This window comes from Ruegeria sp. HKCCD8929, from assembly GCF_013031405.1.
GTDB lineage: Bacteria > Pseudomonadota > Alphaproteobacteria > Rhodobacterales > Rhodobacteraceae > Ruegeria.
On record NZ_WPZY01000001.1, the window covers coordinates 1 to 14526 of the forward strand.

At 59.0% G+C, this 14526-nt stretch carries 9 protein-coding genes and 3 pseudogenes; 2 read left to right on the plus strand and 10 right to left on the minus strand.

Features of this window, described 5'->3' with window-relative positions; translation table 11 throughout:
* Nucleotides 1–57: 57 nt before the first annotated feature.
* The 4 genes and pseudogenes from GOX53_RS00005 to GOX53_RS00025 all read right to left on the minus strand — a co-directional run.
* A pseudogene (locus GOX53_RS00005) lies at nt 58–378 on the minus strand (ATP-binding cassette domain-containing protein); the annotation flags it as partial.
* Nucleotides 371–1558, minus strand: a pseudogene (locus GOX53_RS00010) (ABC transporter ATP-binding protein). The pseudogenes GOX53_RS00010 and GOX53_RS00005, both read right to left, overlap by 8 nt.
* Entirely contained in the window at nt 1459–3024 is a 1566-nt protein-coding gene (glpD, locus tag GOX53_RS00020; protein ID WP_171172945.1) for a glycerol-3-phosphate dehydrogenase, read from the minus strand. The pseudogene GOX53_RS00010 and the gene glpD overlap by 100 nt, the downstream one beginning before the upstream one ends.
* 58 nt (nt 3025–3082) lie before the next feature.
* Nucleotides 3083–4495 (minus strand): FAD-binding oxidoreductase, encoded by a 1413-nt coding sequence (locus GOX53_RS00025; protein WP_171173420.1) that lies wholly within the window; start codon nt 4493–4495, stop codon nt 3083–3085.
* Nucleotides 4496–4610: 115 nt separating this feature from the next.
* Here GOX53_RS00025 and GOX53_RS00030 point away from each other — a divergent pair, with 115 nt between their 5' ends.
* Nucleotides 4611–5477 (plus strand): LysR substrate-binding domain-containing protein, encoded by an 867-nt coding sequence (locus GOX53_RS00030; protein WP_171172946.1) that lies wholly within the window; start codon nt 4611–4613, stop codon nt 5475–5477.
* An 871-nt stretch (nt 5478–6348) separates the two neighbouring features.
* A pseudogene (locus tag GOX53_RS00035) lies at nt 6349–6880 on the plus strand (IS6 family transposase); the annotation flags it as partial.
* 163 nt (nt 6881–7043) lie between these two features.
* On the opposite strand, the gene GOX53_RS00040 reads toward GOX53_RS00035, so the two are convergent.
* Genes GOX53_RS00040 through GOX53_RS00065 form a run of 6 tightly spaced genes read right to left on the minus strand, consistent with a single transcriptional unit; the run spans nt 7044 to nt 14522 of the window.
* Nucleotides 7044–7730 carry a glycoside hydrolase family 25 protein gene (locus GOX53_RS00040; RefSeq protein ID WP_171172947.1) on the minus strand — a complete coding sequence of 229 codons (687 nt, stop codon included), beginning with the start codon at nt 7728–7730 and terminating at the stop codon, nt 7044–7046.
* Nucleotides 7731–7750: 20 nt separating this feature from the next.
* Nucleotides 7751–8392: a phage tail protein gene (locus tag GOX53_RS00045; protein WP_171172948.1), complete on the minus strand. Its 642-nt coding sequence runs from the start codon at nt 8390–8392 to the stop codon at nt 7751–7753.
* On the minus strand, nt 8389–11847 hold the full coding sequence (locus GOX53_RS00050) for a hypothetical protein (protein WP_171172949.1): 3459 nt from the start codon (nt 11845–11847) through the stop codon (nt 8389–8391). The genes GOX53_RS00045 and GOX53_RS00050 overlap by 4 nt, the downstream gene beginning before the upstream one ends.
* Before the next feature lie 5 nt (nt 11848–11852).
* Complete coding sequence (locus GOX53_RS00055; protein WP_171172950.1) at nt 11853–12536, minus strand: hypothetical protein; 684 nt, start codon at nt 12534–12536, stop codon at nt 11853–11855.
* A gap of 33 nt (nt 12537–12569) precedes the next feature.
* Entirely contained in the window at nt 12570–13889 is a 1320-nt protein-coding gene (locus GOX53_RS00060) for a hypothetical protein (RefSeq protein ID WP_171172951.1), read from the minus strand.
* Nucleotides 13890–13928: 39 nt separating this feature from the next.
* Complete coding sequence (locus tag GOX53_RS00065) at nt 13929–14522, minus strand: hypothetical protein (protein WP_171172952.1); 594 nt, start codon at nt 14520–14522, stop codon at nt 13929–13931.
* Between the last annotated feature and the right edge of the window lie 4 nt (nt 14523–14526).

Below are 14526 nucleotides of genomic sequence, written 5' to 3' on the forward strand. Positions count from 1 at the left end.
GTGGTCCTCCGTTCCCTAAACATAACGGTGGTCCAGTTCAGTTGGGGAGGCTCAGGTCTTCAGTGGGAAGGCGAGGTTTTCGCCCACTGTCATGGTTTCGTAGATCACCGGGAACTGGAACACCTGCGCGATGTTGCGGTCGCGCGCCTCCAAAGCGGTCACGTCACGCCCGTCGAACAGCACCTGACCCTCGGAGGCTGTCAGCAGTCCCGACAGGATATTGAGCATCGTCGTCTTGCCCGACCCCGATGGGCCAAGCAGCGCATAGGCCAGCCCTTCTTCCCAGGTCAGATCGACGCTTTTGAGCGCGTAATCCTCATCCGTCTTAGGGTTCGGGTAATAGCTGTGGCGCAGGTTTTTCAGTTGTATCTCAGCCATGGGCAACCTCCTTGCCGGGGCTGGCCACGAGGTTACCCGCCTTGTCGAATACGAACATCTGGCCCAGATCGAAGTTCACCTGCACGCCGTCGCCGATGGCATGGTCGTGCACGCCCTTTTCCTTGATGGCGAGTATCGCATCGCCTGCGCGGGCATAGATGAAACTGTTCGATCCCGAGACCTCGACGAAATCGACTACGGTGCGCACGCCGGGGCGCGAACGGTCGGTTGAAAGCTGATGCGGATAGACACCGAGCTGATAGTCGCCTTCGCCCAACCCGGCGGTGTGAGCGGGTTCTGTCCCTATCTCCTCGCCATGGACCAGCCATTGGCGCGCGCCGTTCACAGAAAGGCGTGCCGGGATAATCGACATCGGCGGATCGCTGATCTGGCGGGCCGCGGTGACGGTCTCGGGCCGCGCATAGACTTCTGCCGCGCGGCCTTGCTGGATCAGCCGGCCTTCGCTCAGGACGAGCACATCGCCATCGAGGATCAACGCTTCGGAAGGTTCCGAACTGGAATAGACGGCGATGGTATCGCTGTCGGCGAAGATGCGACGGAACTCGCTGCGCAAATGCTCGCGCAGTTTGTAATCGAGGTTGACCAGCGGTTCGTCCAAAAGCACCAACGCGCGCTTACGGGCGATGGTGCGGGCGATGGCCACGCGCTGCTGCTGACCGCCGCTCAGTTCCAGTGGGAAGCGGTCCAGCAATTGGGTAATGCCGACGATCTCGGCCACTTCGCCCACGCGCTTTTTGATCGCATCAGTGTCCTCCCCGGCATTGCGCAGGGGGGCCGCGATGTTCTCGAAGACCGTCTTGCCGAGATAGTTGACGAACTCCTAGTACACCATACCGACCGAGCGCTTGCGCACGTTGAGACCGGTGACATCGCGGCCATCCACGATCAGCCGCCCCGATATCGGTGCCGCAAGCCCGGCCAGAACCCTCAGAAGCGAGGTCTTACCCGCGCGGGTCGGGCCGATCACCGTGGTGAAACTGCCCGGTTCAAGCGTCAGATCGAACGGGTAAAGCCAGTCTTCACCGTCGACCTTCAGAGAAATCTGTTCGGCAACGACGCTCATTGCGCGGCCTCCTTTTGCTGCACCACGCCCAGCCGGGCCTCGGCGACGTAGTCGGCAAGGGTGGGAATGTTCTCTTCGGGGAACCGCAGACCGCATTTGGTGCGCCGCCACAGAACGTCTTCGGTGCTGGCGGCCCATTCGCTGCGGATCAGGTAGTCGACCTCGGCGCGGTAGAGATCGCCGCCAAGGCAGGGGCCGAAGTCTTCCAGCCCGTCGGCATCGGCGATGAGATCGTGAATGCAAGCGCCATAGGTTCGGGCAAGGCGCAGGCGCAGATCGTCCGGCAGCCATGGGTATTGATCACGCAGGGTCTCGGCATAGGCGACAGGCCCTCCCAGTCCGATATCGGCACCCGGAAGGATGCTTTCGCCGGTCTTGCCGGGCCCGATATCGGCGGGGAGAAACGGCTTGAGCTCCTGCATCACATGGTCGGCAAGACGGCGATAGGTCGTCAGCTTGCCACCGAGGACGGTCAGGAAGGGCGCGCCTTCGCCACCGGCGCCGCGATCCAGCTTGAACGAGTAATCGCGGGTGACCGTGGTCGGGTTGCTGTCGCGGGATTTGCCCTCCTCAAAAAGGGGGCGCACGCCAGAATATGTCCAGGCGATATCCTGAGCGGTCTTCTGGCGGGCGAAGAATTTGTTAGCCACGCTCAGAAGATAGTCGCGCTCTTCATCGGTGATCTCGACGCGGCGCGGATCGTCGTCATGATTGTGATCCGTCGTGCCGACCAGGGTGTACCGGTCCTCGTAAGGCATGGTCACGACGATGCGCCCGTCCCCGACCTGCAACATCGTGGCATGGTCGCCGTCATAGAGACGCGGCAGGATAATATGGCTGCCCCGCACAAGTTTGGCGGAGTAATCCGTGGTCACCCCGGGCACTGTCTGCGCAATCGGCACCGCCCAGGGACCGGCGGCATTGACGATGGTCTGGGCGGATAGGACGAATGTGGTACCGGTGTCCTGATCAAGTGCGGTGACGCGCCAGCCGTCTTCTGTCCTTTCAGCGGTCTGAAAGGCGGTGCGGGCAAAGATATGCGCGCCTTCGGCCTCGGCCCCCTTAAGATTGGCGATCACCAGCCGCGCATCATCGACCCAGCAGTCGGAATAGATGAACGCCTTGTCGAACTCGCCCCTGAACCCCATCTGGTTGGCACGCTTGGACAGGCGCACCGTTTCGGTGCCCTTCAGTGTCACGCGTGGGGCGAGGTGGTCGTAAAGAAACAGCCCAATACGCACCAGCCACGAGGGTTTCGTCCCCTTCACAACCGGCATGACAAAGCGCAGGGGCCAGGCGATATGCGCCGCCTTCTTCATCAGGCGTTCGCGTTCCGACAGACTCTCGCGCACAAGGCGGAAGTCGTAATACTCCAGATAGCGCAGACCGCCATGGATCAGTTTGGAGGACCGTGACGAGGTGCCCGAGGCGAAATCGGTGCTTTCCAGCAGCGCCACGTTCAGCCCGCGACCGGCAGCGTCCACCGCGACCCCGGCGCCATTGATGCCGCCGCCGATCACAAGCAGATCGTAAACACCTCTCTTGTCCCGGGTCTGAGACACTTTACTCCTCCCAATTCTTCTCTGCCCCCACGCCCTCCCTGGCATGGGGTTGACGCATTTACGGACGCCGCAAGCCGAGCTTTCCGGGGTTCAGGATGTTGTTCGGGTCAAGCGCATCTTTCACGCGCTGCATCACGTCGAGCCCGGCACCGAGCGAGCGCTCGACGTAAGGCGTACGGGCCAAACCTGCACCATGGTGGTGCGAGATCGAGGCACCGGTTTCCAGCGACGCCTCCATGGCGATTTCCCAGATCTTCTTGATCCGCTCCTCGGCCTCCGGACCGTCCTTCGCCTCTCCCAAAAGGATCACGTAAAGCGAGACGCCGGTGGTGTAGACATGGCTGAAATGGCCCAGAACCTCGTCGGCCATCGGGGCCAGACGCTTAGTCATCAGGGTGTAGGTGTCCATGATGCGCGCCCAGTTGTTCGATATCTCGATGGTCTCGGCTACGCCCTCTGGGCGCATCACAAAGCCTTCGATGGTCGAGAAATCGTAGCGCCGCCCGATCCAGCCCTCGGTGCCTTCGGGTCCGATCGGCTCTCCCCCAAACTTGGCGCAGACGGTGCGGCTCGCCTCCATCTCGGCCCGTGCCGGACCTTCCATGCCCTCGCTGCCCACAAACATGACGGGGCTTGAAAAAGCCTTGTCCTGCATGGCGTGACGCGCCTCGGCGGTGTCGTAGAACCGCAAAAGCGCGGGACGGATGTTTGCGGCCATGATCGCGCGCATCGCGTCCTTCCCGGCCTCGACCGAGGGGAATTTGATCGTCTCGTTTTCGCGATACTCGGGCAGCGGAAAGATCTTCAGCGCCACTTCGGTGATCACCCCCATCGTGCCTTCCGAGCCGATCATCAGATGGCGCAGGTCCGGTCCCACGGCCATGCGCGGCAGATCGAGGGTGTCGAATACCGTGCCATCGGCCAGGACCGCGGTGAAGGAATGGGCCAGATCCTCGATCCCGCCGTACCGGCTGGACAATTGGCCCGTTGCGCGGGTGGCAAACCAGCCACCCACGGTCGAGCGATAGAGCGATTGCGGCGAGTGGTTGAGCGTATAGCCCATGCCCCGCAGGTGATCCTCAAGGTCACCGCCCATCACACCGGCCTCGGCCCGCACGATCATGTTGTCGGTATCCACCGCGATGATCCGGTTCATGCGCGACAGATCGAGCGTCACGCCTCCATACTCGGTCAGCGGCTGGCCGGTGACGGACGAGCCAAGCCCCCAAGGTGTGACCGGCACGCCCTTTTCATTGGCCCAGGCCAGGACGGCGGAAACCTCTTTGACATCCGCCGGAAAGACAACTGCATCGGGCTTGCAGGGCATCTTGCCGTTTTGGCGCCACTTTGCGGCGACCGGCCACCAATCATAGGCGTGATCGGCAATAGTAGTGTCGCTCACATCGACCTGATCAGCCGAGCCGACCAGCGCTTTCAGCTCTGCCATCAGATCAAAGGCGGCGTTGTCCATGATAGTCACCAGGTCCCTCCAAATCTTGGTTTCGACCACCATGGCCGAGTTAAAATCTTGTGGAAAATTGATAATTAGCGGAGTATGAATAGAGAAAATCTATATAAGGTCACTCATGAGCTTTGCCGAACTGAAAGCCTTTGACGCGGTGGCGCGGCATCAGAGTTTCGTCCGCGCGGCAGAAGAACTGGGCCGCACGCAGCCCACGCTGACCATGCAGGTATCGCAACTTGAAAAGGCCAATAGCGCCGAGTTGATCATCCGTAGCCGGGGCAAAATCAAAGGCTTAACGCCTCTCGGCGAAAAGCTCCTTGAAACCACGCGTACCATGTTCACCCTGGAGCGCGATGCCTACGATCTGCTCAAGGATGCCGGTGGGCTTGCCGCTGGCGAGGTTCGGCTGATCGCAACATCGCCGGCAATGGCGATCCGATTGGCCAAAACATTCAATACCCGGCACCCCGACGTCACCTGCCATCTGAAATTTGGGAATTCGGAGGAGGTTCTTCGTTCAATTCTCGATTGCGACTCGGATTTCGGCATTCTCGGCGGATCGGTGGATCACGACGATTGCCTGACCGTCCCGGTGGCCAAGCCGGAAATCGTGCTGGTCGGTCACAAAGATTATTTGTCCAGCAAGCCCGCCGCGCTGTCGCGCGCGGAGTTCGCCCGCGAAACCTTGCTGATCCGCGAACCCGGGTCGGAGACGCGCGAGTTGCTTCTGGAGAAAACCGAGCAGCACAATTTCCATCCGGCCCGCATGGTTGAAATCGGCCGCCGCAGCGGCGCTATTGCCGCGGCAATGGCAGGTATGGGGCTCGCGGCTGTGTCGGAGCACGAACTAGAGCCCAATGATCAACTCAAGATCGTGCGTTTGAAGGGTATTCGGGTATTCGGCGTCAACCACGCTGTCTGCTTGAAAAGTCGATCCAGAACCAAGGTGCTTAAGGAATTGATGAGTTGTTTCGATCAGGCAAGTTAGGATAGTTTCTGAGCCCGCAAAGGGCCTCCAGCACATCGTTGGCAGTCATTCGGATTGGGATCTCCACCGCCCAAGCTGTCCACGCAAATCATGATAAATCCTACTGCCCGCTGGTCAAAGAAAAGAAGTTGTCTCACCGCGCCGGTCTCAAAACCGATGCGTAGTGCGCACGCAGGCGACCAAGTGTTCGAAAATCACATTCCCCTCACATCAACCACGCAAATCGCAAGCAACGGCAGCGACACATCCATTCCCACATTGAAATCTATTTCCTTCTCTTCAAATTGAGGCAATCGTCGTAACTCAATCGAGAACCCTACCCACCATTTGGTCAACCCGATTACTCATGCTTCGTCGGCAACCTGCGAATTGACGCCTGAAGCCGCTGCCGCCCTGCCAAAGTAGGCTTGCCAAGCGGTGGAAAAGGAAGCTATGTCACCGTTCGATGCGGCACTCAAATTCTGGAAGAAGTTTGAAGACGAGGCTAAGAAACAGGGGTTCGACGGTTGATTAGTTCGACTATCGCGTTTCGGAGGTAATCTGCGGCCATTTGTCGAGAAAAGCCCGAATACCACTCCCAACGCAGGTAAGGCTGCTCCAGTTCCAGATAGGTTACCTTTGCGCAAAGCCCTTCCAAACTGCACAAGCCATCCGCTTCGCTCGTGGCCGTCGGACGACGCCAACAACAGATCTACCTTGGGTTCAGTGGCCTAATCCGGCGGGACATATCGTCGAACCAGTGACGCGAGGCTGCGTCATCCATCAGGCCGGGGTAGCCTGTCACTTGGCTCTGTTGCAAACTTTTGACCATTGGCCTTCGTGGCGTTAGCGCCTCTTTGGCGAACGACATTGTCAGGTTGAAGATTGGTCTATAATTTCTTTCAAAGGCGCGCAGTATCCGGAGGACGTGATCCTGTTCGCGGTCTTCTTTTATGTCCTCTATGGTGTCTCCTATCGAGACTTGGAAGAAACCATGGCCGAATGCGGCGTATCGGTCGATCACACGACGCTGAACGGTTGGGTCGCGCGATACGCTTTTGCCATTGCAGAAGCAGCGCGTCGTCGAAAAGGGCCATGTGATCGCTCTTGGATAATGGACGAAACCTATATCAAAGTTATAGGCGCGTGGTTTTACCTCAATCGAACCGTCGAGAAATACGGCAAGACCCTTGATTTCATGCTTTTGCGACGTTGAAAAAAGCCTGCAGCCACAGATTTCTTCGCCCGGATGTTGGAGACAAATGGGTTGCCGAGGAAATTGTGATCGACAAAAGCGGTGCCAACGCCGCAGGTATCAAGGCCAACAACAAATGCTCAAAGGCTTTGGCTGCCCGATCCAAATCGAGGTGGTGGGGCGGAAATACTTGAACAACACTGTCAGGCAGGACGCTTCGTCAATTCGCGGAACTGGCAGCTTAACCCGCTTGCCCGATGTGATCTCTTCGGTCAGCAAGAAACTTCGCAACAAATCACTGGCGCTCACCCCGTTTCTGGCCCAGCCTTTTGCGACCATTGTATTTGGTTTGGATGGGTCGCGAATTCGTTGAAGTGACTAACCGTACCTCCCTAAGAAACACCGTATCGCGTCCTGAGATCTGCGACCGAGCCTTGGTACCGATCAAGGTCGGCATCGCCATCAATCCCGCTAAGCCTTCCCGATTGCGAGTATTGCCAGAAGGTCCACTCGGGAGCGCCGGCTGGCGGGGTTGGATGGTCAACATACTGAGCCTGCCAATATGGATATTCTGCAAACTTGGATGACAGAAACGTGCTCCACGTACTCGGGTTGGCGTATACCATGGGTGTTTGATTGAACTCATCTTGAACAGCCTCTAGCCAGGCCAGTGCCTGTGGGCCATAGGTGTCCTTGTCGGGATGCTGAGTAGGAGTGTCTCCCTCGAGATCCAGAACCAACGGCAGAGGCAAGTTGTGACCTCGGACCGCCTGGCAAAAACAACTGGCCTGCGCACGCCCGTCCTCGTTTGGAGTAAATACATGGTAGGCGCCACACAAAATCCCGGCCGCATGGGCTCCAGTGATGTTGGCCTGAAATTTGGGATCCGGCCAGTGTATCCCCTCGAAAGCTTTGACGAAGGCAAAAGTGACACCAGACTGAGCCAGGGATTGCCAATCGATTGTGCCGTTCCAGTGGCTGACGTCGACCCCAAATGCCTGAGCAGAGTTTGAGGCGCCTCCGGTTTCTTCGGCAATTGCCCTGACACCGGAAAATCGGGTGAACTGGGATAAGGTCATCATATCCTTCCTTTCTCTGCTTAAAGAACTGCATCCAAACGGCATTTTATAAGCCAATAGACCGAGATGTTGACGGCGCGGGTTTCGTATTGGCTGATGCCGACCTGCCCTTTGACGATGTCGCCGGTCTGGGACTGACCGGTCGGCGCCAATACCGGTTCCGGGCCGAGTACCCCGTTCGAAACGGTTGAATCGCTTTGCACAAGCTCGTGCTGATGCTGTTCCAGAGCGGAGCCTTGCTTTGAACCGACCCCGGCGTAGGTTCGGTTCTTTCCGTCGGTCGAATGCCGCATGCTCAGGTCCCGGTCGATTTTTCCGGGTTCGGGATCAACGGCACGCAGGAAATACCCTTCGTAGTTGGGCAATCGGAATGCGCCGTTGCCCTCATTGCCATAAAGATACCCGATCGCGGCGAACAATTCGGGGTAGGCCGATATCCGAACGGATGCGCCATCACAGAGCCGCCAGCCGAAATGCTGCAGATCCGTCGTGCCTCCGGCCAGTTTTTTCGACTGGGACAAGAGTTCACCGGAAAAGGCAACCACGGCTCCCACCGGCAGGCCGAGTGTCCGGCCGGGGGCGGGACCCCAGCCCTGTTGCGGTTGCAGCGGGCCGCCGGGCGCGCAAGGCAGGGGAGGCGTTGGGAAAACGGGCGGTTTCATGTCAGGTCGTCCCGTTTGGGAAACTGCGCCTCAGGGCTGAGCATGCTCATATGTGTCGGCACACGTACCGTCCAGCTTGCCGCATCCTCCTCTTGTTCTGATTTTGGTTCCGCCTTCACATGGGTGACAATTTCGGCGTCCTCGGGCAGGCACGGCGCAAGGTCGTCGGCATCCGGCCAGATCCGGCCTGTGCGCAGGAAATAAAGGAAGCTGCGCGCGGTTGCCCGGTTCACGGGCGCCAGGACGCGGACCCTTTGGGCCCGCAAGAAATCGCGAAACCGAAGGTCGGGCAGGAAATCCCGCAGCGCGATGTCGTCGGACGTCTCATCACAGGCCTCCAAACCCTGGTCGTCGATATCGAGGAAGGTGGCGATGTCCGACCAGCCCACCGTTTGTTGCAGATAGTGCTGAATGCGGGGCTTTGCGTAGTCGGGCGCGATTGCGTCAGTCTCTGAGCCGCTGAGATCAACGATCTGTTCCATTGCCGCCGACACGGTCTCAGAGGTCACCGCCCTGGTCAGAAAGCCAGGGTTCTCAGCTTCTATCGCGTCGACCTGCCGCGCCATTTGCGCCCGGTATTCTGCGAGTTGGCGGTCATAGCCATCCTGAATTGACCGGTACGCGCGATATCGCCAATCCGCATAGGCTTCGTCTGTGCGCTGGCACTGGATTTCAAGGGACATGGCAAAAAAGCCTGCACTCTCGGAGCTTGGGTCCATTGGGATAGCGTCCGGCAGGGGCACATCCGAGGGCGTGCTCGGATTATCTGGTTGCCCGTCGGTCTTGGGTTTCACGTCGCACAGAACGGTGAAGCTCAGCGGATGGCCCTCATCGGCTGGTGGTGCGGCTTTTGAGGATCCGAAAGCAAGCGAGCCGGACAGCGTCTTCAATCCACCCGAGCTTTCCGCAGGCAGGCGCAACGGCTTGGGCTTTGGGGTGGCCTGACTGTTGATGCCATTTGGTTGTTTGGCATCATCTGTGCCGGATTGTTCTGGCAGCAAGACGGTGGACCCGACAATAACCTGAACGCTGGCCGGGTTGCCGACGCTGACAATCCGGGCCTGTGCTTCAACGGGTTCATATCCCGCCGGCATCAGCGCGACTCCTTCCGCCACGGGCGTCCGGCTCTGGATGGACTCGCTGACCAGCAGCCGTTCCGATGGTGGTGGCAGTGGGTCGCTCACTCCGAATTGCTCGAACGCATCAAGGTAGTAGATTTGCTTCGATGGTTGCTTGTCCGTCGGCGGCGTGTCGGTGAGTGACTGGTAATCCGAGATGCCGAAAGCACGGGGTGATCGCGGCGGGCTAAGGTCTAGCTTCCAGTAGCGCCGGATATGCCGGGTCAAACGCCGGCCCGGATGCGGCACCATGATTTCGAAGATCATCACTTCGCCGAGGTTTCTGGTGCGCAACCGGAAGGTCCGGTTCACCCAACGGTAGATTCCACGCACATCGGTGGCGTTTTTCCGGTTGTCGAAACGGGTCAGATCGGTGCTTTCGGTTTCTTCCAGTTCGACCACGCTGCGCGAATATCGTGTCTCGCGTGCCAATCTGCGCACGGTTTTTTCGACGACACCCCGGGCAAAACGCAAGGCATTCCTGGCAAAGCCGCCTGCAGGCTGTTCCTGCACCCACCAATTGCCGGTGACGGACATCTTGTTGCCATCCGTCGGCAGGCCGTATGCCGTGTCATACGAATTCACATGCGTGGTTGAGACATGATCCGCCAGTGTCTTTTGCACCTGATTGATAAGATCCGCCACCGAGGTGTCTTCGTCACGTCTGGCCTCGCGTATGGTAGTGCCGGTCTCAGTGTCGCGTCTTTCCCGGCGGCTGAGATGGCGGTTGCGGGTTTCCCGCATCTCCCCGCGCATGATGCTCTCGATCCGTTGCACTTCGCCAAGCTCGTAGCCCAGAGGTTTGTAGTGAATGGTTCGGGCCAGTCCGTAGGAATAGGGCCGAACCCATCCCGGGGCCTGCAGTTTGAGCGGTGCGTCATGCGTGGCTCCGCCGTGAGACACCGCAGTTGGCGCGGGCGCTGCAAATATCGTGGCTGGCAGAACCAGCGTTGCGTCGATCCATGCCTTGACCTCGTCCGGCCCGGCAATCATGTGAGCGGGCGCTCCGTGCGCTTGCCCGTCCTCCGTCGATGCCAAGGCGTGGGTCAGCACGTGATGGGTGACCAGTATTTCAATCAGGCGCGCCAATTCCTTGCGCCGCCATCCCACGAGTATGTTCAGCGCGATGACGCTCTCCCAAATTCGGATCAGCTCGGACTTGGCGTCGGGTGCGTTAACCAGGATTTTGAACGCGGCCCAACCACCCAGCCGGGCTTTCACTAGCGCCGTCAGCTCGGACAATGTCGGTTCGGGCAACTCCTTTATGGCGGGCCATAGCTCGGGATAGGCGCTGAAAGGCGGGGCAAGCGTATTCAGAGTATCTATGAACCCGCCGGGCGTGGGGGTTTCGGGAGCGATCTTGTCAGCTTTTGAGCTCTTCTTAGAGGGCGTACTGGCCGGTTTGGTCTGTTGATCTTGGCTGGGGTCCGGTCGTGCGGGCTCGGTGTGCTTTTCAGACTTCTCCGCCTGCGCGGCGGCCGGCGCGGCGCCATGTTTGTCCGCGGAGGCGTCCTTGTCCGGTGTAGCGTTATCCTTACTGTCCGGAGCACCAGCGGCAGGGTTCACAAAGTCAACCGCTACCGCTTCCTGACCCGCCCGGTCCATTTTTTTTGCCTTGTCGGCCAGCATCTTCAAGAACGGGCTTTCTGTCATCACCCGGCTGGGAATTTCGATGAAACCTTCGCTCAGGCCTCCCGGCTCGATCGGCGGCCAGTGCTTCATGTATATGAAGGGAAAAAGCTCATCCCAGCGTAAATCTCCGCCCTGATTGGCCGTATCGAGCGTGTCGGGGCCAGAGGCGTCACCGGCATCCGGATCGTAGGAGCCTCCGTCGCCTCCGGCGTCATGATCGCCGGTTTGACCGTCATCCGTCGTATTCCCATCGTCATGCTGGTCGCCGCCCCCGTCACCGGCGCTCCCATTACCGTCTTCTCCACCATCGTTATCGTCGGAGGCATCAGAAGACGTGGTTCGTGGTGGTCCGAACTCGGCCATGAAGCCCTGAAAGCGCCACACCCGTCCCGTTTTTGGATCACTCAATGCGAGAGACCCCAAGATCTGCTGTGAAAGAGAGGTGTTCAACCCGCTTTGCCAGACCAATGACCCGGTCAGCACTTCGCCTGTATCGAACGTCAGATGCAGGGGTGTCCTTTGCTGATAATTCAGAACCGGCGCGCTAGCGGCGTCACCGGGAGTTTTGGTGAAAAAGAACCGGGTTGTGACGAACTCCGGGTGTTCGGCGCGCAGTGGATGGGTTTCGAAATTGGCAACCAGCTGGTTGCGCAAATCTTCGAAAGGCGCATCCATCCAGATCAGTTTCGGGGCCCGCTCTTTCATGCTGATCAGACGTCTTCGGCTGCCAGCATCAACTCAAGCGCGGTGATGACTTCGAGAATCCACTTTGTTGTCTTGCTGGACTTCAGGCCGTTGATTTCAAGCCGCTCTATATCGAGATGCCAGATATCGACGCCTGCATGCACGTTGTCGAACGGGGCATGTGGGTATCTGTCGCGCATCTCTTCGTAGTCGTACAGATCGTCCTGTATGACGGCCAGCATTGCCGCACGGGCCTCGGCATGGACATGCAACAGGTAGGTGCGGATGCGATCCAGGTCTTCGTCTTCAACTTCGACAAAATACCCGGCATAGTGCTTGTCTTCATCCCTGAAACGGATGACCGCTTCACGTGCGGGTGTGAGGTTGATCTCGTGCTCGCTGTTGACGAAAACCGGTCCGTGAACCGCAATTGAAGGTGGCAGAAATTCGATCAGCGCCCCGCAGGTGTCGATAAAGATCTTCCGCCCCGCTTCGATAATGAGCCGATCGTTCAGCCAAGCGTCAGTATCCGTGCCATCAATTTCGATCTCGGCGTTCGGCAGGCTGTATCGCCCGCCGCAATAGAGCTTTTGGCCGTCCGGAAAGATCTGGCCGCCTTTCGTAGCCTGAAAGTAAGTCAGGATCGGTCGGCGAAAAATCAGGAACCTGCCGGAACGTGTGTGAACAAGGGTGTGAACGTGAAAAGTCATGTCTGTGTTCTTTCTTTCTGGGGGTTTCGGCGGTCAGATGTGGTCCTGGTCAAGACCGAGTACGCGCCGGACACGCGACAGCTCCTTGGAGTGAACGGTCAGAGCATCCAGAAAGATCGACACGGCCACGCGATTTTCAGGATCGTAGGCCTCACCCAGAGTGTGCCGCAGATTGGCACGGCATCCGTTGTAACGATCCGCAATCACGTCGCCGTCCAGCGCCTTGAGCCCGCTGCGCAGAACCGTATCGCAATATTCGGCAAAGCGCGCGTTGAGATCATTGATGACGATGCGCTCTTTGTGGGGCGTGCCCGAGGGCTTGTACGGCTCGTACAACGGAACCCAGCTTTCCGCGCTGCCCAGATGTGTGGATGTCGGCGGGTAAGCGGTTGCGGTCATGAAAAGCGTGCAGGCGAAACAGGACGCAAGCTTGGTCGTTTGTCTGCCCACGGTGATCTCGTAAGGGGTGCAGGCCGGACCCAGATGATATGCCTTGTAGATCGCCTGGATCATGCCATGGGTATATCCTTTGACGTCCCTGTCTCCGGATTCGTCGTTAAAGACCATGCCCTGTTCGTCGTGCATGATTGCGGTGATCTGATCGGCCCGGTTGCTTGTCCCCAGAACCGGCTCTTGGTCGTCGGGCGCCAGGCCCGCGAGGTTTCCGCCGATGATTCCCCATCCGATCCGGTCATGCTGGTCTTGATCCCTGCGCACCCGGGCATCCCAGAGGTTTGAATTCTCAGGCGGCAGCCAGCGTGGATACCATCCTTCGAAGGCCGTATCACTGGTGCCGCCATGGCCCAGATCCGAGACGTGAAAGCGCGCGCTCGAAAGCGGGCCGACCGGGTCGGTGTCGCCTACCGTGTTGGGGTTGTCCACAAACCCGGTATAGGCCCCGCGTCCAATGTACTGATAATCCGGGTCCCGATCATGTTGCTTGATTTTGTCGTAGAGCACTGCGCCTTTCGGGCTGAGATTATTGTCAGGATGGCGGATATCTGCGGCCGTCGGCTTCTCGTGTCCGGCCAGGCCATAAATCCCGACAATGACCGCGCCGACCCCATGGTCGACGGCGGTTCCCGCCTTGACCCGGTGGCTATCAGGTCCAACTTCCTTCGCGGCAAGTTCGCCAATTTTCTGAGCGGCCTGTTGGAGTTTACCCCATTCGGTCTCCCATTTTTCTGGTTTGGGGTCCTCGTCGGTCGGCTCCATTGAGAACTGGACGTCGACACCTGCTTTGATCTGTTGGATCGAGTGTCCGACAATTGCTGACGCCACAATATAGTCGGCTTCGGCCTCCGGGGCCGCTGCGTCGTTCGTCAAAATTCCGTTTGTACGTCTATATGCCATCCTACCTTCTCCCTTTGACTGTCCGAGGACCGTTGAGCGTCACTCCATGTCGATGTCGTAAGCAAAAAACCGGATTGGGTCCGAGCTTGGCCCCGGCGTTCCGCCGTACATGGCAACACGCATCGCATGCACTCGGTGAAGATCGAAACTTGTTGCTCCGGGGCCGATCTCCCGGCGGTCGATCCTGAGGCCCTGCCGCGTGGTGATGTCGGCGGCGAAGGTCAGTCGATCAGGTACACGGACCACGCAATCGCCCTGGCGCGGCAACCGGGTTTCGGCCAGCGGGGCGCCGCTGCGAAGAGCCTGGAGCTTGTGATAGGCGTGCCCTCGCGGAACAGATACCTTCAGGTCGATGGCATCGCCGCTACGCTCGGGCGTGATTGTCACCTCGCGAAACACTACCTTTCGGTCAACCTGAACAGAGGGCGTGACATTGCCTTCCCGACTGACGAAGCGAACACAAAGCGCCAGGTCAATCTCGAATGTGCGGTGCCACAAAAAGGGGCAGCGCAGCACGACCTGCCAGGTCAAAGGCCTGACTTCGCCAACCGCATCCGGCACACCCCAGAACAATCCGACCCGGCGAACATTGGGATTCAGCGACCGGTTCTCGAAGGTGAGTTTGGTTGTCATCGCG

Coding starts and splice junctions, on each gene's coding strand:
- GOX53_RS00045 (WP_171172948.1), bottom strand. CDS start 8,392: ATGAAACCGCCCGTTTTCCCAACGCCTCCCCTGCCTTGCGCGCCCGGC.
- GOX53_RS00030 (WP_171172946.1), top strand. CDS start 4,611: ATGAGCTTTGCCGAACTGAAAGCCTTTGACGCGGTGGCGCGGCATCAG.
- GOX53_RS00055 (WP_171172950.1), bottom strand. CDS start 12,536: ATGACTTTTCACGTTCACACCCTTGTTCACACACGTTCCGGCAGGTTC.
- GOX53_RS00025 (WP_171173420.1), bottom strand. CDS start 4,495: ATGGACAACGCCGCCTTTGATCTGATGGCAGAGCTGAAAGCGCTGGTC.
- GOX53_RS00065 (WP_171172952.1), bottom strand. CDS start 14,522: ATGACAACCAAACTCACCTTCGAGAACCGGTCGCTGAATCCCAATGTT.
- GOX53_RS00040 (WP_171172947.1), bottom strand. CDS start 7,730: ATGACCTTATCCCAGTTCACCCGATTTTCCGGTGTCAGGGCAATTGCC.
- GOX53_RS00060 (WP_171172951.1), bottom strand. CDS start 13,889: ATGGCATATAGACGTACAAACGGAATTTTGACGAACGACGCAGCGGCC.
- GOX53_RS00050 (WP_171172949.1), bottom strand. CDS start 11,847: ATGAAAGAGCGGGCCCCGAAACTGATCTGGATGGATGCGCCTTTCGAA.